Here is a 20,928-nt window from a genome sequence, read left to right as displayed (position 1 = left end):
CTGGAGGGGTCAACGTCGGGAGCAGCAGCGGGAGTTGTCAGGGTGTGGTCTTTCCGATGCCCAGGTCCGCCTCGGGCGTCCGGATCGTGCCGCCGGGTGGTCCGGCGGCCGGGCTGGTGTTGTTCGCGGAGACCGGATCGGCGGTGGTCGCCGATACCGTCGCGGTGTTGCGGACGTCCGAACCGTTGCCCTGGTAGTCCGGGGCCAGGCGCACGGTGAACACCCACGTCCGGGCCGCCCCGGGGGCGAGCGGGCCGGCGCCGGTACAGGTCACGGACGCGCCCGTGGCGGTGCAGCCGTCGGACGAGGAGACGAACGACAGCATGGCCGGGAGCGGGTCGAGCGCCCGTACCGCGACGGCCTGGGACGGGCCCGCGTTGGTCGCCGTCACCTGGTAGGCGAAGGTCTCCCCGGCGGCCACCGGGGTGCTGCCGACGGCCGCCTTGGTGGCGGACAGGTCGGCCTGGGCCGCCGCCACGCCGCCGGGAGGGCCGGTGGCGGCGCTGGTGTTGTTGGCGGGGGTCGGGTCGACGGCGTCCGAGCCGGCGGTGGCGGTGTTCAGGACGTCGCCGCCGTTGCCCGTGTAGGCGGGGTCCAGCCGCACCGTGACGGTCCATGAAGTCGCCGCCCCCACCGCCACGGTGGCCACCGGGCCGCAGCTGATGGTCCGTCCGTTCACGCTGCACCCGGGGGAGGAGACGTGCAGCAGCGGGGTGGGCAGCAGGTCCGTCATGGTGAGGTTGGTGGTGTCGGCCGGACCGAGGTTGGTGGCGGTGATCCGGTAGTCGAAGGTCTGCCCCGGGACCACGGGCCCCTTGCCGAGGGCCTCCTTGGCGGTGGAGACGTCGGCGGGCCCCCGGGTGACCTCGGTGACGACGGCGGCGGAGTTGTCGGTGAGGTTCAGGTCGACCCGGTCCGCGGGCGGGGTGATGGTGACGGTGTTGCGGATCGTGGTCGGGGAGGTGGGGGCGGTGCCGGTGATCGTGTACGTGACGGTGCCGCTGCGTTTCAGGTCGGCGGTGGTGTCGAGCGCGTTGCCGGCGCCGGACGCCTGCCCGCAGGCGCTGCCGGTGGAGGCGGTGCAGGTCCAGGTCACCCCGGTCAGGGCGGGCACGGTGTCCCGGACGCGCAGGCCGGTGACGTCGTTGGTGGCGTCGTTGGAGACCGTGACGGTGTAGGTCACTGTGTCGGCCCCAGCGCGGACGGTGGCCGGTGTGCCGGTCACGGCGACCGACGGGCTGGCCGGCACGTTGATGGTGAGGTCGGAGATCTCGTGGTTGTTGGTGGCCCCGCCGGTGCCGGCCGAGAAGCCGACCCGCAGGGTGCTGGGCAGTTTCGGCTGGTCGGTGATGGTGGTGACGTCGAAGTCGGTGATCAGCGCGGTCATGTCGGTGCCCGGGCCGGTGTCGGAGGACAGGGTGAGCAGCAGTTTGGTGCCCGAGGGCCGGAGGGAGACCCGGATGGTGCGCAGGTTGGTCCGGCTGCCGGTCTCTACGGTCTTGCCGGGTGCGGCGGCACCCTTGCCGAAGCGGTAGCCGGTGTTCTTGTTGCCGCCGCCGCGCAGCGCGATGTTGTTCGGGGCCGCGCCCGGTCCGCCGTTGCCGATGGTGGAGGACGAGAAGTTGCCGAACTCGTCGAGTCCGACGCCGAGGAAGGCCCCGGGGACGCCGTTGGTGCCGCAGCTCGACCCGGAGTTGCTGCACGCGTACCCCAGGGCCCCGCCGAGGGCCCCCGAACCGCGGGCCGCCGCGCCGTCGGCGAGGAAGAAGGCCATGCCGTCGCCGCGCTTGCCGTCGAAGGCGGTGCCGCCCCAAGTGGCGTACTGGAACTCGGCGATGATGCCCAGGTCCGCCGGGAAGGAGTCGTTCATCTGCCAGGACCCGGCCTGACTGGTGCTGGTGCTGGTGAGGCGCATCCAACCGTTGTCGAAGGTCACCGAGCTGGTGGCCGTCCCGCTGTTGGCGGACGAGTCGAAGGACTCGCGGAAGGGGAACGCCACGACCGCCCGGTGCGCCGGTCCACCGGGCGGCGGAGCCGATATCGCACGAGGCGCCGCCAAGGCGGCCGAGGCGGCGGCGAGGGTCAACAGGAAGGCGGTCAAAGCCCTTAGCAGGAGCGGGCGTTGGGTGCGGTGCGATGGCCGGTTCACGAGCCTGCCTTCCGTCGGTCGTGGGCCGATCCGCGCAGTCTGCGGGACAGCAGCAGGCTGCCCGCCCCGGTGAGGAACGTGCCGGCCGTGGCCAGGGGCAGCCAGCCGGGAAGCCGGATCCCGGTGTCCGGCAGCGGTCCCCGGTCGGGCACGGGCACGGGCACGGGAGTGGGGGTGGGGGTGGGAACAACGGGAACCACGGGCGTGGGGGTCGGTACGGGATCTGGGGGGATCCGGACGGGCAATGGTCCGCCGTCCGGCCCGGTGGTGCCGGACCGGTTGGAGTTGTTGCCCGGTACGGGGTCATCGGTGGCCGAGGTGGCGGTGGCGATGTTGTCGACCTCCGTACCGGTGCCGCGGAAGTCCGCCGCGAGGCGCACCACGAGGTCGAACCGGGCCGTCCCCCCGGCCGGCAGGGAGCTGACGGACGGGCAGCTGACGGTGCGTCCGGTCGCGGTGCAGCCGTCCGGTGAGGAGACGAAGGCCAGCGGGGCCGGCAGCGGGTCGGTGACCGTCACGCGGCGCGCGTCGGACGGACCGAGGTTGCCCACGGTGACGCGGTAGGTGAAGACATCGCCCGGCGCGACGGCCGACTTCCCGGCTGGCAGGATCGCCTGCTTGGTGGTCTCCAGGTCGGCGCTCCCACCCAGCGCGGTAGCGGTCCAACTGGCGGAGTCGTTACCGGAGTTGCGGTCCTCCGGGCTCCGGACGACGGCGCTGCCGCCGGTCAGTTCGGCGCCCGGGGCCACGGACGGGGCGAGCAGGACCGGGAAGGTGACCGAGAACGGGCCGTCCCCGGCACGCCCCGGGGCGATGGTGCACCGCAACTGCCGTCCGCCGTCCTCGGCGGTGCACTCACGGGGGAGACCCGTACTCGGCACGGTGGTCCCAGGCGGCATCGTGACGAGCACGGAGGCGGGCTGCCGCCTGCCGGACGGACCGAGGTTGGTGACGGTCAGTCGGGCGCTGCTCGCCCGGCCCGGGTGGACGGCTGCGGCGGAGCTGACGGTGACCGTGTGGTCCGCGATCGGGGCTGCGGGTTCGACGCCGTTGTCGGGGTTGGGCAGGCCGGCCACCGCAGCGGTGTTGTTGCCCGGGTCGGGATCGGGCGTGGCCGAGCCCACCGTCGCGCGGTTGACCACCGCCGAGCCGGCACCACGGAAGTCGGGATCGAGCCGTACGGTGACGGCGAAGGTCTTCGACGCGGTGGGAGCGAGGGTGTCGACGCTCGGACAGGTCAGCGTCGCACCGTAGGTGTCGGCCGGTCCGGTGCACCCGCTCGGGGAGCCCACGAAGGCCAGCGCGGGCGGCAGTTGGTCCGTGACCGCCACGGTCTTCGCCTCCGAGGGCCCCTGGTTGACCGCCGTGATCAGGTACTCGAAGGTCTCACCGGGCGCGACCGGCCCCGGCCCCGACGGTTTCTTGGTGATCGCCAGGTCCGCCGTCGGTCCGGTCACGTCCCCGTTCGGCAGGCCGGCGCCCGGGTGGGGGCCGGTGTTGTTCGCGGGGGCGGGGTCGGGGGTGTCGGAGGTCACGGTGCCCTGGTTGGCGATCTCCGACCCGGTGCCGGTGTACGCCGGGTTCAGGCGCACCAGGATGACCCAGGTGGCGGTGACGCCCGGGGCGAGCAGCGGCATCGGCCCGCAGGTGACCTTCTGCCCCCGGGCCGTGCACGCGTCGGTGCTCGAGACGAAGGAGAGGTCCTTGGGGAGACTGTCCGTCACCATGACCTCCCGGGCCGAGGAAGGGCCGTGGTTCAGCACCGTGATCGTGTAGCGGAACGTCTCCCCGGGAGCAACCCGGTTGTCGGAGCGCCGGCCCTGCGCCTGGAGGCGCGCGGTCGGTCGGTCGGGATCGCCCGCCGCCGGTACGACCTGGGCGTTTCGGTGCAGGGGCGGCCCACCGTCCGCGAGCGGTACGGGCAGGGGAGCGAGGCAGCGGGGCGTACGGGCCAGCAGACCGATCGCCGCGCCGTCCGGTGGGACGGGTTCGGCGCGGAGTGCGCTGTCGTCCCGGTCCGGCGATCCGACCGTCGGCCGGGTGAGGGTCACCTCATGGCCGGGCGGCAGGTCCCCCTGCCACACGATTCGGCCGGGCCCGGACGCCAGGGCGTAGACCGGCGCATCCTCCAGGGCCGGTGCGGTGTCAGCGACGGACGCGTCGAGCAGCGTCAGCCCGGTGACCGGCCCGTCGCCGTGGTTGGTCACGGTGATCAGCTGCGCCGGGCCGTCGGCTCCCGTGACCCGGCTCTGACGCCCGGTCAGCCCGGCGACGCTCGTCGCGCAGTCGGCGTCCGCCAGCGCGGCTGCCCCGCTCGGCACGGAGCAGAGCCCGGCCACGGCCAGAGCCGCCGCCGCGATCACTGCCGCGAGCGGGCGCGCCCAGTCGGCCGTCGCTGACCTTCGCGGCGGACTCGGCTCGGTTGCTGCCATCAGACGCCATCTCCAGGAGGGAGCTCTCTTCCACTGCCGCCTATCCCAGTACCCAGGAAAGGTAGGTAAATATGACAAATAGTCAGTGGATCACCGGTGTGGACGTATCCGAGCGCTCCGTGCGGGGGCGCCTGGTCGTTCCGCACCTGTCTCTGGCGGGTGGTCAGCTGTTTCCGTGACCGTCGGGCCGTGCGGATACCATCCGGTGGCGAGCGGTGATGATCATCGCTGACGACTGGGGGGATTTTTCATGCGCATGCGCAGCAGGGGCCTGCTGGCCCTGGCGCTCAGCTCGGTGTTGGCCCTGACGGCGGGCACCTCGGGTGCCGCGGCCGACAGCCGGGGGCTGGAGATCGCGGTCCCGGCCTACGTGTGGCCGGGGGACCCGATGCTCACGGGGCTTCAGGCGGCGTCACCCGCGGCCTCCGTGGTGGTGCTCAACCCGGGCAACGGGGACACCCCGTTCAACGTCACCTGGCAGGCCCAGGCCGACACCCTGCGCGGCGGGACCACGGCGACCGGGGCGAAGACCAAGGTGCTCGGTTACGTCCACACCGACAACGCCGCCCGCCCGTTGGCCGACGTGAAGGCGTCCGTCGACAACTACCTGAAGACCGCCGACGGCAAGCTCCACGTGGACGGCATCTTCTTCGACGTGGTCAGCCGCGACTGCGGCCCTGGCAACAGCTCCCGGGACTACTACCTGGCGCTGCGTCAGTACGTGCAGACCACCGTCGACGCGCTCGACCCGGCGGTCCAGGAGCTGGTGGTGGACAACCCGGGCACTGCGATCGCCGACTGCTACCTGGAGCCCGGCCACCGCACCGCCGACACCTTCGTGACGTACGAGGGCACCTACACCGGCTACACCGGCGCGGGCTGGCTCGGCGGCAACGTCTTCAACCTCACCGCCGGCTACTACTCGGGCGCGACCTTCGACCCGAGCGGCACCGCCTTCTGGCACCTCGTCTACGGCGTGCCCGGCGCCCCGCAGATGCGCACCACCCTCGACACCGCCTTCACCCGCGGCGCGGGTTACGCCTACGCCACCGACGACGTCCTCGCCAACCCCTGGGACGCCGCCCCGAGTTGGGGCTTCGCCGCCCAGACCTCGTACGCGGCCACGATCGGCTGACGGCTCCGGTCGCCGTCGGGGGCGGGGCGCCTCGGGCCTGGGCCCCGCCCCTACCGGTCGCCTGCCACCAGGACGAAGCCCCGCAGGTCGCCGGGTTCGGCGTCCTCCGGCAACGGGCGGCCGTAGGTCACCTGCTGAGGATCGAGCGGCGTCCGGTGCCGGGCCACCAGCTCGGCGTACTTCGGGTTGATCCAGTCCACGAGGACACCTCCTGTCGATGGGAGCAAGGCACGCGCTCGGCCGGAGCCGAACCCGGGGGCACGCTGGGGACAGGGCTTCTGGGGTGTGGGCTTGGGGCGGCTGGTGCACTCGGGTGCGTGCACTCGTGGGACCAGGTCAACGGCTGTCAGCCGTAGGTCAGGGATGGGTCAGGCCCCGCGTGCACGGTGGTGACATGCCGAAGGGGCAACGCGCCGCTCCTGAAGCTGGGAGAGGTGCCCGGAGCGGCTGATCGGGTGCCTGGCCGGTAACGGCCGAGCAGGATCCCTCGGGGTCCGCGCAGGTTCGAATCCTGCCCTCTCCGCCAACTCACCGCCTTGGGCCTGACCGGTCTCCGGTCCTGGTGCAAACAGGTGGTGACCGGCCTCGCCCACCTCACCCGGCCCGTTCACCGCAGAACCGACCACATCCTGCACTGGTCCCGCTGGCGCCGCCGACGCCGACAACAAGCCCGGACCGGTCACTGCAAGCGACGAGGCCACAGCCCGAAGGCTGAAGCCCCGTCACCATGAGCACCGTTGCAGTACTGGGCAGGTAAGGGAACTGACCAGCGGAGATGTCAGGGCTTCGGCTGCTGCTGGGTGATGCAGTGGATGCCGCCGCCGTTGGCGAAGATCTCGCGGGCGTCGACGAGTTCGATCTTGCGGCCGGGGTAGGCCTCGGCGAGCAGGTCGGCGGCGGTGCGGTCGCGGGGGTCGTCGAAGGCGCAGAGGATGACGGCGCCGTTGGCGACGTAGTGGTTGATGTAGGAGTAGTCGACCGGCTCGCCGTCCTCGTCGGTGAGGACGGTGGGGGCGGGGAGTTCGATGACCTCGAGCGGGCGGCCCTGGGCGTCGGTGGCGGCGCGCAGGATGGCGACCAGCTCCTGGCAGACCTCGTGGTCGGGGTGCGCCGGGTCGGGCTGGACGTGGGCGACCACGACGCCGGGGCGGACGAAGGCGGCGACGATGTCGATGTGGCCCCGGGTGCCGAACTCGTCGTAGTCGCGGGTGAGTCCACGCGGCAGCCAGATCGCCTTGGTGGTGCCCAGCTTGGCGTGCAGCTCGGCCTCGACGGCCTCCTTGGTCCAGTCGAAGTTGCGGCCCTCACCGAGCTGGACGGTCTCGGTGACCAGGACGGTGCCCTCGCCGTCGACGTGGATGCCGCCGCCCTCGTTGATCAGCTCGGAGGCGAAGCGCTGCACGCCGGTCAGGCCGGTGATCTCCTCGGCGATGTGCTGGTCGTGCTCCCAACGGGCCCAGGACTGGGCGCCCCAGCCGTTGAACACCCAGTCGGTGGCCGCCAGTTCGCCGGAGTCGTTGATCAGGAAGGTCGGGCCGATGTCCCGCATCCAGGCGTCGTCCAGCGGCCGCTCGACCAATTCGACCTCGGCGGAGACGTAGCGCCGGGCGGCGTCCAGTTCGCCGGTGTTGACGATCAGGGTGACCGGCTCGTACCGGACGATGGTGTTGGCCACCCGGGCCCAGGCCTCCCGGGCGGCGTGCAGGTGCTCGGCGCTGTCGAAGGTCGGGTTGTCGGTGGGGAACGCCATCCAGGTGCGCTCGTGCGGGTGCCATTCGGCGGGCATCCGGAAACCGAGGGCGGCGGGGGTGTTGGTCATGAGGGTCAAGTCCTATGCGATCAGAGGAAGTACAGGCGGCTGAGGGAGACCGAGTCGGCCGGTTCGGAGCGCAGCGGGGAGCCGTCGAGGGAGACGAGTCCGGTGTCGGCTTCGACCTGGACCTGGCCGATCCGGGCGTTCCGGACCATGTCGCGTGGTCCGATGCCGCGGGTGTTGCGGACGCCCACCCGGCGCCTGCGGGTGGGGAGTTGGTCGGCCATCCGGTCCAGATAGGCGCCGTCGGCCGCTGCTTGGGCGACGAAGGCGACGGAGATGTCGGCGGGGGTGGTGCCGTGGGCGCCGAACTGGGGGCCGAGGACGAGGGGTTCGCAGCGGTCGGTGGAGGCGTTGGGGTCGCCGGTGACGCCGTAGGCGGGGAAGCCGGCTTTGAGGATGAGTTGGGGTTTGGCGCCGAAGTGGTCGGGGCGCCACAGGACGATGTCGGCGAGTTTGCCGATTTCGAGGGAGCCGACTTCGTGGGCGAGGCCGTGGGCGATGGCGGGGTTGATGGTGAGTTTGGCGATGTAGCGCAGGACGCGTTCGTTGTCGTCGCCGGACTCCGCTGTGCCGTAGCCGCCGTCGAGGGGGCCGAGTTCGGCTTTCATCTTGCCGGCCATGGCGAAGGTGCGGCGGACGGTTTCGCCGGCGCGGCCCATGCCTTGGGCGTCGGAGGAGGTGATGCCGATGACGCCGAGGTCGTGGAGGACGTCTTCGGCGCCCATGGTGCCGGCGCGGATGCGGTCGCGGGCCATGGCGGCGTCGCCGGGGAGGTCGACCTTGAGGTCGTGGGCGGAGACGATCATGCCGAAGTGTTCGCCGAGGGCGTCGCGGCCGAAGGGGAGGGTGGGGTTGGTGGAGGAGCCGATGACGTTTTCGACGCCGGCCATTTTGAGGACGTTGGGGACGTGTCCGCCGCCGCAGCCTTCGATGTGGAAGGCGTGGATGGTGCGGCCTTCCAGGACGCGGAGGGTGTCTTCGACGGAGAGGCATTCGTTGAGGCCGTCGGTGTGGAGGGCGACCTGGACGTCGTACTCCTCGGCGACGCGCAGGGCGGTGTCGAGGGCGCGGGTGTGGGCGCCCATGTCCTCGTGGACCTTGAAGCCGCAGGCGCCGCCTTCGGCGAGGGCTTCGATCAGCGGGGCGGGGTCGGAGGAGGAGCCCCGGCCGAGGAAGCCGATGTTGACCGGCCAGGCGTCGAAGGCGTTGAAGGCGTGGCGCAGGGCCCAGGGGGAGTTGACGCCCACGCCCCAGACGGGGCCGAACTCCTGGCCGATGATCGTGGTGACGCCGGAGGCGAGGGAGGCTTCCATGATCCGGGGGGAGAGCAGGTGCACGTGGGTGTCGATGGCGCCGGCGGTGGCGATCAGGCCCTCGCCGGAGACGATGGTGGTGCCGGTGCCGACGACCACGTCGACGCCGTGCAGGGTGTCGGGGTTGCCGGCCCGTCCGATCGAGGCGATCCGGCCGTCGATCAGGCCGATCGAGGTCTTCCGGATGCCGAGCACCGCGTCGATCACCAGCACGTTGCTGATCACCACGTCGCAGGTGTCCCGGACGGCGGCGGCTTTGAGGTGCAGGCCGTCCCGGGCGGTCTTGCCGAAGCCGGCCAGGAACTCCTCGCCGGGCTCCTGCGAGTCGGACTCCACCCGGATGATCAGACCGGAGTCGCCGAGCCTGATCCGGTCACCGGCGCGGGGACCGTGGACGGAGACGTAGTCGTGGGGGGTGATGGCGCTCATGCTCCGGCCTCCCTGGAGACGTGCGGGTGGGCGGCTGGGGGTGCGGGGGTCGCCCACCGCAGGGTGGCGGTGTGGGGGGTGATGGCGCTCATGCTGCGACCTCACGGAAGTGGCGGGCGGGGCTCACGTGGCGGGCGGTGTTCACGTCTCGAGCTCCGCGTCGTCGAAGCTGGTCAGGTAGCCGGTGGCGCGGGCCTTGGTGAGGGCGGCCTCGCGCGCGCCGGGCGCGTCCAGTGGGCCGTCCACCAGGCCGGCGAAGCCGATCGCCACCCGGTCGCCGCCGATCGGCACCAGGCCGACCTCGACGGTGGCGCCCGGGTCGAAGCGGACCGAGGAACCGGCCGGGACGGCCAGGTGGGTGCCGTAGGCGGCGGAGCGGTCGAAGGCCAGCCGGGGGTTGGCCTCGAAGAAGTGGAAGTGCGAGGTGACCGAGATCGGCACCGCCGAGGTGTTGTGCACCGGGAGCAGCAGGGTCTCCTCGACCGGGTCGTAGCCCGCGCCGCTGCCCAGCAGCGCGCCGCCGGGAGCGTCGTCACCGAGTGAACCGGCGCCCCGGAACGGGTCGTTGACCACGGCGAGCCGGGTGCCGTCGTCGAAGACGGCCTCCACCTGGACCACCGTGACCACGTCCGGTACGCCGGGCAGCACGTCGGCGGCGGTGAGCACGGAGCGCCCGGCCTCGATCGCCTCGGCCAGCCGCCGGCCGTCCCGGGCCGCCTCGCAGACGGTGTCCGCGATCAGCGCGGTGGCTTCCGGGATGTTGAGGCGTACGCCCCGCGCACGCCGGGCGCGGGCCAGTTCGGCCGCTGTGAAGATCAGCAGCCGATCCCGCTCGGTGGGGGTCAGTCGCACGGTGCCTCGCTCGCTCGTGCCGGTGGGTCAGTACAGAAGTCGGAACTCGGCGCGAAAGTTAGAACGCCGTTCAAACATCTCCGGCCATTGAACCCGGGCCGGGCCGCCATGTCCAGCCTTGTCCGCCCCGGTCCGTTCGGCGCGTCGGATGTCGCAACCGTGTATTCGGTAGCGGTCAGATAGCAGGGCCCTGCTATAACTATGGGGACGTACACAAGTGAGGAGCGCACCATGCGCGCAGTCCGCTACACCCGTACCGGCGGCCCCGAGGTCCTGGAGCTCGTCGACCTGCCCGCCCCGCTGCCCGGGCCCGGTGAGGTCGCCATCGACGTCAGCCACGCCGGGGTGCACTTCGCCGACGTGATGTTCCGGCGCGGCCAGTTCCCGATCGACCTGCCCGCCGTCCCCGGCATCGAGGTCGCGGGCACCGTCGCCGCGCTCGGCGCCGGGGTGACGGGGCTTCGGGTCGGCGAGCCCGTGGTGGCGGTCCCGACCGGCTTCGGTGGCAACGCCGAGCGGGTGGTCGCGCCCGCCGTCACCACGCTGCCGCTGAACGGCCTCGACCCGCTGTTGGCGGCCGCCACCGCCTGCAACGCCGCCACCGCCGTCGGCACCCTGCGTGGTGCGGCCCGGCTCACGGCGGGCGACCGGGTGCTGGTGCTCGGCGCCTCCGGCGGCCTCGGCAGCCTGCTCGGCCGGCTCGCCACCGCGTACGGCGCGGACCTGGTGGTCGGCGCCGCGAGCACGCCCGACCGGGCCGCCCGGGCCGGGGCGAACGGGTACCGGCACGCGTTCACCTACGCCGAACTGGCCGACCGCACCCCGGAGCTGACGGACGGGCACGGCTTCGACGTGATCGTCGACTCGGTCGGCGGCGAGCCGCGTGCTCAGGCCAGGGCCCTGCTCGCGGTGCTCGGCCGGCACGTGGTGATCGGCAACGCCGCCGACCAGGACATCAGCCTGGGCGCGAACCAGGTCTGGTTCGACAGTTTCACGCTGGCGGGTTACAACCTGGGCGGCGTGCTGGCCCGCCGCCCCGACCTGCTCCGGGCCCACCTCGCCGAGGGCCTGCGGCTGGTCGCCGACGGCACCCTGACCCTGGACGTCCGGGAGATCGGCTGGGACGGTGTCGCCGAGGCACACGCCCGGCTGGAGGGCCGGACCGCCGAGGCGAAGTACGTGCTGCGCACCGCCTGACCCATACTGGACCGGTCCCGCGCACGCCCACGACCGGCCCCGCGCACCGCCGACGAGAGGCCCCGGCCGATGAGCAGCAGCACCGACGACCCCGCCGAGCTGCTGGCCGGGCCCAAGGGCGCCCAGCTCCGGCTCGGACTGGCCGTCAAGCAGGCCGAGCAGGCCATGATGGCGGCCAAGGCCGAGGCGCTGCGCGGGCTGGACCTGACGGTGCCGCAGTACGCCGTGCTGCTCCAGCTCGCCGACCGCCCGGACCGCTCCGGGGCCCAGCTGGCCCGGGGTGCCGCCGTCACCCCGCAGACCATGGCCGGGGTGCTGGCGAACCTGGAGGCCAAGGGTCTGATCGAACGTCAGCAGTCCGAGGTGCACGGCAAGGTGATGCTGTCCCGGCTGAGCGAGACCGGCCGGGCCCTGGTCGCCGAGGCGGACGCCCGCGCGGTCGCGGTGGAGGCCGCCCTCTGGTCCGCCTTCGATCCCGCCGAGCGGGAACAGCTCCGGGCCCTGCTGCTCCGCGCGGTCTCCGCCCTCCAACAGCCGTAGTCGAACCAAACCTCCGAAGGACCGCGAGAAGGATCACTTCTGACCCGCTGAGCTCCGGTTCACCCCAGGTGATCGGGTACCTACTGTTGCGTAGCACGACCACTGGGCATGAGGATGGTCGTCAGTATCGGGACAGGCCGCCGGCGGGGGACGTGGCGCGGTCGACTGTCCGAACGAGGGGTGGGGACGTACGTGATGGACGGTCAGGCGAGATTTCCGCGGCAGCGGACGGCTTCGAGCAGCGACCAGGTTCGGTCCGGAAACCTCGGGGAGGGATCGCCGCCGGTGCACGAGCCCGGCTGCGCCCTGCACCGCAGACTGCACGCGGCGCTGGCCCCCGCCGACCTGATCGCGGTCGGCGCCGTCCGCCGCCGGCTGCGGGCCGCGCTCAACCACTGGGGCGTGCCGGAGCTCGCGGACACCGCCGAGCTGCTCGCCTCCGAGCTGGTCACCAACGCGCTGCTGCACACCGAGCGCGGCGCCGTGCTGGACGTGGTGCTCACCCCCGAGCAGCGGCTGCGGATCGAGGTCCAGGACACCACCAGCAGACTGCCCAACCGCCGGACGCCGAGCGAGACCGCCACCTCCGGCCGCGGCCTGCTGCTGGTCGAGGCGCTCGCCGACGACTGGGGCGTGCAGCTGCGCGGCGACGGGAAGGTCACCTGGTTCGAGCTCGGCGCCGCCTGATCCCGAGGGCGCCGCGGTCCCGGCGGTGGTGTCGGCGGCGGTGTCACGAAAACCGCCGGCACCGTTGCCGACCGAGCGCCGGTGTGCTGACCTGGCAGTGCCAGGTGCGGCCGATGCCGAATCCCCGCCCTATCCGTGCTGGTGAGGCGGTACTAGTAATCTTTCGGCAGGATAGTGAGAATGTGTGCCCGGGAAGCCGGCGGGGAGAACGGAGCCTCGACCGACCAGCACCGCCCGACGCACGCACCGCCCACCACTCAGCACACGTCCATCGCAGTCCGCCCGGACGGCGTGGCACGGCAGCGGCAGGAGAAGCATGGCGACAGAGCCCGAGCCGCAGGGGCCCGCACGCCGTACCCCACCGGCCCAGTCCACCCGCAGTGCGGCGGCCGCCGGATCGCTCCGGTCCGCCGCCGGCCTGGCGGGCGGGCGGATCGTCCCCGCCGTCTCCCGGGGCCTGCCCACCCGTACCGGCGACTCCACCCCCGACTGGCTCGAACCGGCGATGGCCGCCAACGGCATCGGCTCGTTCGACTGGGACATCCGCCGCGACCGGCTGGAGGGGGACCAGCGGGCCTGCGCGATCCTCGGCCTGGAGCCCGGCCGGTTCGACCGCAGCTCGGGCGCCTTCCTGGCGATGCTGCACCCCGAGGACGCGCCGGTGGTCCGCCGCCGGGTCGAGCGGGCGGTCACCGAGCTGGGCCAGTGCGGGGCCTACTACCGGACGGTCTTCCCCGGCGGTGACCTGCACGCGGTGCGGTTCCGCGGCCGGGTGCTGGCGGACGCCTTCGGGCGGCCGTCCCGGATGGTCGGTTTCGTCTGGGACGCCACCGTCGAGCTGCACAAACGCGAGCGGGCCGGGGCGATGGCCCAGCTGCGCGAGGAGCGCTCCCGCTTCATCAAGGAGGCCGCCCGGGCGCTCTCCGAGGCCGTCACCGTCCGGGACGTGGCCCGGGTCTTCACCGAGCTCCCGCTGCCCGGCCTGCCGCCGGACGGCCTGGTGCTCAGCTCGCTGGAGGCCGGCCGGCTGCAGATCCTCGGCGCCAGCGGCTACCGCGAGGTCGAGCTGCGGCCGTACGACCGCACCCCGGTTTCGCCCGCCCACCCCGCCTCCGAGGCGATCCGCAGCCGGACGCCGGTCTTCATCTCCAGCCGGGACGAGTACCGCGAGCGTTACCCCGAGGCGTACCCGCAGGTGGCCGAGACGGGCGTGCGCAGTGCCTGGGCCTTCCTGCCGCTGGTCGCCAGCGGGCGGGCGATCGGCGTCTGCCTGGTCAGCTTCGACGACGACCGGGAGCTGGACGCGGACGAGCGCACCCTGCTCTCCACCCTCGGCGGCCTGGTCGCCCAGTCCCTGGCCCGGGCCCGGCTGCACGACGCCGAGCACGAGCTGGCGGCCGGTCTGCAGCGGGTGATGCTGCCCCGGACGGTGCCCTCGGTGCCGGGCGTGACCACCGCCGTGCGCTACCTGGCGGCCGGCTCCGGCCTGCAGATCGGCGGCGACTGGTACGACGTGGTGCCGCTGCCCGGCGGGCACGTCGGCCTGGTGATAGGCGACGTGCAGGGCCACGACGTGCACGCGGCCGGCATCATGGGCCAGCTCAGGATCGCGCTCCGGGCGTACGCCGCCGAGGGCCACCCGCCCGCCGCGGTGATGGCCCGGGCCTCCCGCTTCCTGGCCGATCTGGACACCGACCACTTCGCCACCTGTACCTACGCCGAGGTGAACGTCGACTACGGCGTGGTCTACGCCGTCCGGGCCGGCCACCTCGACCCGGTGGTCCGGCGCAGCGACGGCAGTGCCACCGTGGTGCCGGTGGCCGGCGGGCTGCCGCTCGGCGTCGCCGCGGACGAGGAGTACCGGGTCACCCGGTTCAGCCTGGACCCGGGGGAGACGGTGGTGCTCTGCACCGACGGCCTGGTCGAGTCCCGCGAGATGGACCTGGACACCGGCTTCGCCCGGCTCTGCGCCGCGGTCTCCCAGGAGCTGCCGGGACGGGACGAGGGCCCGCGCGACCAGCTGGAGGAGCTGGCCGACCGGATCGCCTCGCAGGCCGCCGACTCCACCGAGCGCGAGGACGACATAGCGCTGCTGCTGCTCCGCTGGGACGGCCCGGCGGGCGGCCTGGCCGCCCAGCAGCTGCGCCGCCGGATCGGCCAGGCCGACCTGGCCCGGATCTCCGAGCTGCGCGGTGAGCTGCGGGACGCGCTGCGCCGCTGGGGCGTCGGCGAGCTGGTGGACACCGCCGAGCTGCTCGCCTCCGAGCTGGTCACCAACGCGATCCGGCACACCGACCGGGACGCGATGTTCACCGCCCGGCTGTACCGCGAGACGGTCGGCGGCGAGAGCCGGGTCAGGCTGCGGGTCGAGGTGGAGGACGAGTCCGACCTCTGGCCGACCCGGCGGACGCCGGGGGAGCAGGCCTCCTCCGGGCGCGGGCTGATGCTGGTCGAGGCGCTGGCCGACGGCTGGGGCGTGGAGCCGCGCGGCACCGGCAAGCGGATGTGGTTCGAACTCACACCGGACCAGGCCGAGTAGCACCGCCCCCGACCGGGCGTCAGCCGAACTGCTGCTCAAGGTCCTTGAGCTTCTGCTCCAGCGAGTCCAGCCGGGGCAGCGTCATGGTGTCCTCCTCCGGGGTGAGGTCGACGCTGCGGCGGGCCGGCAGCCCGGGCTGGGTGGCCTTGCCCTCGACCGCCTTCTCCTCGACCGGTTCGGCCGCTATGGCGGGCTCCGAGCTGCCCGCCTCCAGCTGCGCGGCCGCGGCGGCGAGCTGCCGCTCGGCCGAGCGCGGCCGCCAGTGCCCGCCGGGCTGCCGCCCGATGGCCCGGATCTCGGCCCGCTCCCGGCGGCTGGCCAGCCGCTGCCGCTCGCGGTCCAGCGCGGCCTGCCGCTTGTCGTCGCGGACCTCGTCGACCGCCTCGTCCAGGCTGCGGACACCCTCCAGCAGCATCAACGACCAGGCGGCGTACGTCTCCAGAGGCGCCCTCAGCCAGCGGACGATCCGGATCTGCGGCAGCGGGCGGGGCACCAGGCCCTGCTCGCGCAGCGCCGCCCGGCGGGTCTGCTTCAGCGCCCGGTCGAACAGGATTGCGGCCGACAGCGACATCCCCGCGAAGAACTGCGGGGCGCCGTCGTGGCCGCCGCCGCGCGGCGCGTGCACCCAGTTGAACCAGGCGGAGGCCCCGGCGAAGAACCAGACCAGCAGCCGGGAGCCGAGCGCGGCATCACCGTGGCTGGCCTCCCGGACGGCGAGCACCGAGCAGAACATCGCGGCGCCGTCCAGACCGAACGGGACCAGGTACTCCCAGCCGCCGGACAGCCCGAGGTTCTGCACCCCGAAGCCGACCAGGCCGTGGAAGGAGAGCGCGGCGGCCACGCCGGCGCAGCAGAACAGCAGGGTGTACGAGGCGCCCCCGTACAGGGACTCCTTGCGGCGGCGGCGCTCCTCGCCGCGCTCCCAGGAGTCACCCGAACCGGCGGCCGCGGCGGCGGCCCTGGTCCGCAGGAAGGTCACCAGGACGGCGACCACCACCAGACCGGTCACGCCCGTGACCGCCCAGCCCAGTGGAATATCGGACAGTTTCATGGCCGGAACCAGCCTCGCTTTCCTGCCTCGTGATGGCGAGCCACCACTATGGCGGATGCGTGCGGTCCATTTGGCTGATTCGCCGTCAATGCACCGAGGAGAGGGAATTCCGACCTGGTTCTCTCCGTAAGGTCCGATGAAATGACCGAACCGATTCGAACTTTTCCGGCCTATTCCGAGCAGGCGCGCGGACAGGTCCGGCAGAACTCGTCCGGGCGCACGGTGTAGAACAGGCAGCAACTCACCCTGGTCCTGGTCCGGGTGGCCCCGGCGGACGTCACCGGGCGGAAGTCCGCCCCGCCGACGAACGGTGCGTCACCCGGGCCCGGCAGCAGCTCGGACGCCTCGGCGGCGGCCCGGTCCTCCTCGCCGAGCAGGCCGCCGAGGAACCACAGGCCCTCGATCACGTCGTCGGTGACGATGCCCCAGAGCGTGCGCGGGCCGCGCCGGACCAGCGGGCGGAAGGCGGCCAGCACCGGGGTCAGGTGTTCGGTCAGGGCGTCCCGCAGCTCGGCCCGCAGGGCGGGCTCGTCCGGGACCACCAGGGCGTCGGCGGCGCCGGCCGCCGGATCGTCCGGCAGGCAGGCGAACCCGGCGGGCCTGACGGTGAGTTCGCCGGCAGCGCGGTCGATCGCCACCCGGTCCACCGGCAGCCGGGGCACCCGGCGCTCCAGGAACCAGGGCAGCGTGAAGGCCAGCGCGACCGGCCAGGCGTACCGGTGCAGCGAGAAGCCGGCCGCCACGTCCGGGCGGAGCGGCACCCCGTAGTCGGCCAGGCCGAGTGCGGCGTCGAAGGCGACCATGTCCCGGAGCGCCGCCCCGCCCCCGGCCAGCGCGGCCCCACCGACCCACCCCGGCGCCACGGGCAGCGGCCCGGTGCGGATCCGCAGGCTCGGGAAGACCTCGTGCTGGCGGGCGTAACTGCCGTGCAGCGGTGTGGTGCTGACGGACCGGCGGGGAACGGCGCTGCTCGCGGTCATGCTGGCCCGATCGGGACGACCGGAGCTCCACGGAGCCCGGGGACGGCAAGGTCGGCCGACCCGGAGGCTCCCCGGGCAGGTTAGGCTTACCTTAGCTGATGCCGTCCCCGGCTGCGCGTCAGGCGGGGCCGTCCAGGGGAGGAGCAGGAGCGGGCACCGGGTTCAGGCGCCGTGCGAGCCAGACCGGTACGCCGCCGAGCGCCTGCACCAGCCGGGCCGCCTCGGCCCGCAGCCGGACCGCCTCGGCCGGCTCCGAGACCTCGGCCAGCGCGGCCAGCGCCGGGGCCACCCCGACCGTGAAACCGAGCTCCTCCCGGATGGTCAGCGAGGCCCGGAAGCCCTCCCTGGCCCGGTCCGGCTCGCCCGCCGCCAGCGAGAGCGAGGCCAGGTGGCGCCAGGTGTACGAGCGCAGCAGCTCGTCCCCGACCCGGTCGGCCCCGTCGTGCGCCCTGCGGTAGGCGATCCAGGCCGCCGTGCGGTCGTGCAGCAGGTTCTCCGCGACCAGGCCCCGACGGAAGTCGAGCAGCGGCCGTCCGGGCGCGTCCGGCGGTAGCAGGGCCGAGGTGCGGCCGAGCGCGGCCTGCGCCTCGTCCAGCCGGTCGCGCGGACCGAGCACGCTGGCCACGTACGCCAGGAAGCCGCGCGCGCAGGCCGCGCCCGCCCGCTGGTCGGGCGTGGTCGCACCGGCCTCGGCCAGGCGCAGGGCCTGTTCGGCCTGCTCCCAGTGCGCAGCGGTGAACATGCACTGCTCGATGAGGAGTTCGGCCCTGCCGAGGGCAGCCGACGGATCGGCCGCAGCGGCCGGACGGAGCAGTTCGGCGGCCTCCTGCCAACATCCACGAGAACGCAGTCGCCACACCGCGTCCGTCTTGCTGCCCCCCAGGGCCGTACCGTGCTCCGACAACGCCACCTCCTTGTGTGCGGTGTCCAGCGAGCGGGCTGCTGTGGCGGCAATTCAACACGGGGGCGAGCTTGTGCACCAGATCACGAGCGGTAGATGATCCGGAACCGGCCACTCCTGATCGAGTGGTCCAGACCGGTCGGGGCGACCCGGATCAGAACGTCCAGCCGGTCTCCATCAGCGCCTCGGCGGCGCCGTTGGCGGGCTGGGGTATGCCCGCCGGGTCCAACCGGAAGAGCGCGACCAGCAGTTGCTCGCCCCGGACCACGGCCTGCTGGGTGAAGCCGGAGAGGGTGAACAGCGCGGCGGCGATCTCCTCGGTGTGCAGGGTCTGCAGCCAGAGGCACTCCACCGTCTTGACGTCGGCCGGGGTCCCGGCCGCGTCCACCTGGGCCACCATCCGGGTGCCCAGCAGGGTGACGGCGGTGCTCTCCTGATCCTCCGTCAGCTCCAGGTCGTCGAAGCCGAGCCACTGGAGGTAGCGGGCCGCCGTCAGCACCGCGTCCTCCTGGGTGCGCACCGGGTGCGGCCGGAACGGCGGCCGGTGGTGCCAGGCGGCGGGCTGCCACTGCGGGCTCTGCGGCGGCACGGTCTGCCCGCCGCCGGCCGCGATGCCGGTGAACGGGCGCGCGGTGTGCGGCCGTTGGTCCTGCGGGCGGCGGGACTGGCCGGGCCCGAGCGGAGCGGTGCTCTGCAGCCGGGGCGCGCGGTCCACCGGCAGGCGCACGGTGGCCCCGCAGTTGCAGGTGAACTCCGGCTGCGGCCACTGGTCGTTGCGCCCGCAGTGCGGGCAGCGCATGCTCAGCCAGGAGTCCTCCCAGGACCGGAACCTGACCTGGACCGGCACGCCGCCGCGCAGCAGCGGCACGCGCAGCTGGGCGCCGCAGGGGCAGGGCAGGCTGGGCGGCTCGTAGAGGTGCTCACGGCGGCAGGCCGGGCAGCGGATCTCGGTCGCGCCGTAAGGCCGCTCGGCCCCTTGCTCGTTGAAGTCGTCGGGCAGCGGCACTCCGGGCATTGCTCGCACCGTCCGTTCTGGTCGCCTGGCCGGGGTCGTTACCCATCGTCGCCGATCCGCCGGGCCGGTGCCGAGATTTGCGGCAATCCTCAGGGAGAGACCAGGGGCACGTCAGGGGCGCACGGTCGGTCGATCTGACGGTCCGTCCAGCGGCCCAGGTCGGCCGGAGTGTCCAGATCGTCCGGCACGGCGACGTCGCCGCACTCGACCAGACGCACGTCAGGGGCGTGCGCGGCCAGCAGCGCGCGGGCCCCGGCGTCGCCCTCCGCACCGGCGGCGGCCTCGGCGAAGTGCCGGGCGGCGATCAGCACGGGGTGGCCCCGCCGGCCGTCGTACGCGGCGGCGGCCAGTCCGGCGCCGGCCCGGTGCGCGTCCAGCAGCCGGGCGACGGCGGCGGGGGTGACGCCGGGGGTGTCCACCAGCATCACCAGGACGGCGTCGGCCCCGGCGGGCAGGGCAGCCAGGCCGACCCGGAGCGAGGAGCCCATACCGCTCGCCCAGTCGGGATTGTCGACAAGGAGACAGTCACCGGTGTCGACGCCGGCCCGTACCTCGGCGGCGGCGGCGCCCAGCACCGCGACCGGGTCGGCGCAGCCGCCGGCCCGGACCACGGCCAGCGCGTGTTCGAGCAGCGGGCGGCCCCGGTAGCGGATCAGCGCCTTCGGCCGGCCGCCGAGTCGCCGCCCGCTGCCTGCGGCGAGCACCAGGGCCGGAACGTACGGGAGAGCTGCCATGGGACCAGTCTGCCGCCCGGCCCGGCCGGGGCGGAGTTGTGTGATCGTACAGCGGGGAAGGGTGCTGCCGGGTTCCCCACCAGGTCTTCCACCCCTGGTTCTTCCCCCGCCCGGGGCCTGTACTGGGCAGATGTACACCGCACCTCCCCCGCTGGTGGACCGGTACGGCCGGGTCCACACCGATCTGCGGGTCTCCCTCACCGACCGCTGCAACCTGCGCTGCACGTACTGCATGCCGGCCGAGGGGCTGAACTGGCTCCCCAAGGCCGAGGTGCTCACCGACGACGAGATCGTCCGGCTGGTGCGGATCGCGGTCACCCGGCTGGGCATCAGGACGATCCGGCTGACCGGCGGCGAACCGCTGCTGCGGCGCGGACTGCCCGGTCTGGTCGCCCGGCTGACCGGGCTCGGCCCCGAGGTCTCGCTCACCACCAACGGCATCGGCCTGGCCCGGACGGCGGTCGAGCTGAAGCAGGCCGGGCTGCACCGGGTGAACGTCAGCCTGGACACCCTGCGGCCGGAGCGCTACGCCGAGATCACCCGCCGGGACCGGATCGCCGACGTGTTCGCCGGGCTGGCCGCCGCCCAGGCCGCCGGGCTGGCGCCGGTGAAGATCAATGCGGTGCCGGTGCGCGGGGTGAACGACGACGAGATCCTCGACCTGGTCGAGTTCGCCGCCGGGCACGGGTACCTGATGCGGTTCATCGAGTCCATGCCGCTGGACGCGCAGGGCGCCTGGGAGCGGGACAAGATGATCACCGCTGACGAGCTGCTGGCGACCCTGACGGAGCGTTGGGACCTGGTCCCGGTCGGACGGCACGGGAACGCCCCGGCCGAGGAGTGGCGGATCGCCGGGACGGACACCGTGGTCGGCGTGATCGCCTCGGTGACCCGGCCGTTCTGCGGCGGCTGCGACCGGGTCAGGCTGACGGCCGACGGGCAGCTGCGGAACTGCCTGTTCGCCACCCAGGAGTCGGACCTGCGGGCGCTGCTGCGCGGTGAGGCCGACGACGCGGCGATCGAGCGGGCCTGGCGCAACACCATCGCCCGCAAGGGGCCGGGGCACGACATCAACTCGGCGGACTTCGTGCAGCCGGAGCGGCCGATGTCGGCGATCGGCGGCTGAGGGGTCGCCTCCGGCGGGGTTCGGGGGCTTCG

General features: G+C 73.3%; 17 protein-coding genes and 1 tRNA gene. 7 read left to right on the top strand and 11 right to left on the bottom strand.

Translation table 11 applies throughout. The features are described from left to right. Nucleotides 1-37: 37 nt before the first annotated feature. On the bottom strand, nucleotides 38-1,999 hold the full coding sequence (locus OHV05_RS06760) for a lectin-like domain-containing protein (RefSeq protein WP_405016831.1): 1,962 nt from the start codon (nucleotides 1,997-1,999) through the stop codon (nucleotides 38-40). Nucleotides 2,000-2,145: 146 nt separating this feature from the next. After that, nucleotides 2,146-4,581: a DUF11 domain-containing protein gene (locus OHV05_RS06755; protein WP_405016830.1), complete on the bottom strand. Its 2,436-nt coding sequence runs from the start codon at nucleotides 4,579-4,581 to the stop codon at nucleotides 2,146-2,148. A gap of 250 nt (nucleotides 4,582-4,831) precedes the next feature. On the opposite strand from OHV05_RS06755, the gene OHV05_RS06750 reads away from it, so the two are divergent. Further along, a complete protein-coding gene (locus OHV05_RS06750; RefSeq protein WP_405016829.1) occupies nucleotides 4,832-5,716 on the top strand; it encodes a spherulation-specific family 4 protein in 885 nt (294 codons plus the stop codon). A gap of 50 nt (nucleotides 5,717-5,766) precedes the next feature. Here the strand turns inward: OHV05_RS06750 and OHV05_RS06745 are convergent, their stop codons facing one another. Then, entirely contained in the window at nucleotides 5,767-5,916 is a 150-nt protein-coding gene (locus OHV05_RS06745; protein WP_405016828.1) for a hypothetical protein, read from the bottom strand. Between the two features lie 228 nt (nucleotides 5,917-6,144). Here OHV05_RS06745 and OHV05_RS06740 point away from each other — a divergent pair. Beyond that, nucleotides 6,145-6,242: transfer RNA gene (locus tag OHV05_RS06740), tRNA-Tyr, on the top strand. Nucleotides 6,243-6,494: 252 nt separating this feature from the next. Here the strand turns inward: OHV05_RS06740 and OHV05_RS06735 are convergent. From OHV05_RS06735 to OHV05_RS06725, 3 genes are all read right to left on the bottom strand, one after another. After that, the gene (locus OHV05_RS06735) at nucleotides 6,495-7,535 is read right to left on the bottom strand and encodes an agmatine/peptidylarginine deiminase (protein ID WP_405016827.1); all 1,041 of its coding nucleotides are present in this window, start codon (nucleotides 7,533-7,535) and stop codon (nucleotides 6,495-6,497) included. 20 nt (nucleotides 7,536-7,555) lie between these two features. Next, nucleotides 7,556-9,274, bottom strand: a complete 1,719-nt coding sequence (locus OHV05_RS06730) for an urease subunit alpha (RefSeq protein ID WP_405016826.1) — start codon at nucleotides 9,272-9,274, stop codon at nucleotides 7,556-7,558. Nucleotides 9,275-9,415: 141 nt separating this feature from the next. Further along, on the bottom strand, nucleotides 9,416-10,126 hold the full coding sequence (locus OHV05_RS06725; protein WP_405016825.1) for an urease subunit gamma: 711 nt from the start codon (nucleotides 10,124-10,126) through the stop codon (nucleotides 9,416-9,418). 231 nt (nucleotides 10,127-10,357) lie between these two features. Between OHV05_RS06725 and OHV05_RS06720 the strand changes: the two genes are divergently transcribed. The 4 genes from OHV05_RS06720 to OHV05_RS06705 all read left to right on the top strand — a co-directional run bounded on the left by OHV05_RS06720 (nucleotide 10,358) and on the right by OHV05_RS06705 (nucleotide 15,089). Further along, entirely contained in the window at nucleotides 10,358-11,323 is a 966-nt protein-coding gene (locus OHV05_RS06720; RefSeq protein WP_405016824.1) for a zinc-binding alcohol dehydrogenase family protein, read from the top strand. Nucleotides 11,324-11,392: 69 nt separating this feature from the next. After that, entirely contained in the window at nucleotides 11,393-11,863 is a 471-nt protein-coding gene (locus tag OHV05_RS06715; protein ID WP_405016823.1) for a MarR family winged helix-turn-helix transcriptional regulator, read from the top strand. A 285-nt stretch (nucleotides 11,864-12,148) separates the two neighbouring features. Continuing rightward, nucleotides 12,149-12,550, top strand: coding sequence for an ATP-binding protein (locus OHV05_RS06710; RefSeq protein ID WP_405016822.1), 402 nt, complete (start codon nucleotides 12,149-12,151; stop codon nucleotides 12,548-12,550). A 316-nt stretch (nucleotides 12,551-12,866) separates the two neighbouring features. Beyond that, on the top strand, nucleotides 12,867-15,089 hold the full coding sequence (locus OHV05_RS06705; RefSeq protein WP_405016821.1) for a SpoIIE family protein phosphatase: 2,223 nt from the start codon (nucleotides 12,867-12,869) through the stop codon (nucleotides 15,087-15,089). Between the two features lie 19 nt (nucleotides 15,090-15,108). Here OHV05_RS06705 and OHV05_RS06700 read toward each other — a convergent pair whose 3' ends face one another. From OHV05_RS06700 to OHV05_RS06680, 5 genes are all read right to left on the bottom strand, one after another. Then, a complete protein-coding gene (locus tag OHV05_RS06700) occupies nucleotides 15,109-16,140 on the bottom strand; it encodes a DUF2637 domain-containing protein (RefSeq protein ID WP_405016820.1) in 1,032 nt (343 codons plus the stop codon). A 170-nt stretch (nucleotides 16,141-16,310) separates the two neighbouring features. After that, nucleotides 16,311-17,120: a (2Fe-2S)-binding protein gene (locus OHV05_RS06695; RefSeq protein WP_405016819.1), complete on the bottom strand. Its 810-nt coding sequence runs from the start codon at nucleotides 17,118-17,120 to the stop codon at nucleotides 16,311-16,313. A 118-nt stretch (nucleotides 17,121-17,238) separates the two neighbouring features. Continuing rightward, on the bottom strand, nucleotides 17,239-18,024 hold the full coding sequence (locus tag OHV05_RS06690; RefSeq protein WP_405016818.1) for a hypothetical protein: 786 nt from the start codon (nucleotides 18,022-18,024) through the stop codon (nucleotides 17,239-17,241). A 151-nt stretch (nucleotides 18,025-18,175) separates the two neighbouring features. After that, a complete protein-coding gene (locus tag OHV05_RS06685; protein ID WP_405016817.1) occupies nucleotides 18,176-19,036 on the bottom strand; it encodes a hypothetical protein in 861 nt (286 codons plus the stop codon). An 89-nt stretch (nucleotides 19,037-19,125) separates the two neighbouring features. Next, complete coding sequence (locus OHV05_RS06680; protein WP_405016816.1) at nucleotides 19,126-19,770, bottom strand: NTP transferase domain-containing protein; 645 nt, start codon at nucleotides 19,768-19,770, stop codon at nucleotides 19,126-19,128. A gap of 130 nt (nucleotides 19,771-19,900) precedes the next feature. Here OHV05_RS06680 and moaA point away from each other — a divergent pair, with 130 nt between their 5' ends. Beyond that, a complete protein-coding gene (gene moaA / locus OHV05_RS06675; RefSeq protein WP_405016815.1) occupies nucleotides 19,901-20,896 on the top strand; it encodes a GTP 3',8-cyclase MoaA in 996 nt (331 codons plus the stop codon). Nucleotides 20,897-20,928 lie beyond the last annotated feature (32 nt).

Source organism: Kitasatospora sp. NBC_00070 (genome assembly GCF_045041205.1).
Taxonomy (GTDB): domain Bacteria; phylum Actinomycetota; class Actinomycetes; order Streptomycetales; family Streptomycetaceae; genus Kitasatospora.
Note: the sequence above shows the minus strand (reverse complement) of the source record. Positions and strands in the feature narration are given on the sequence as shown.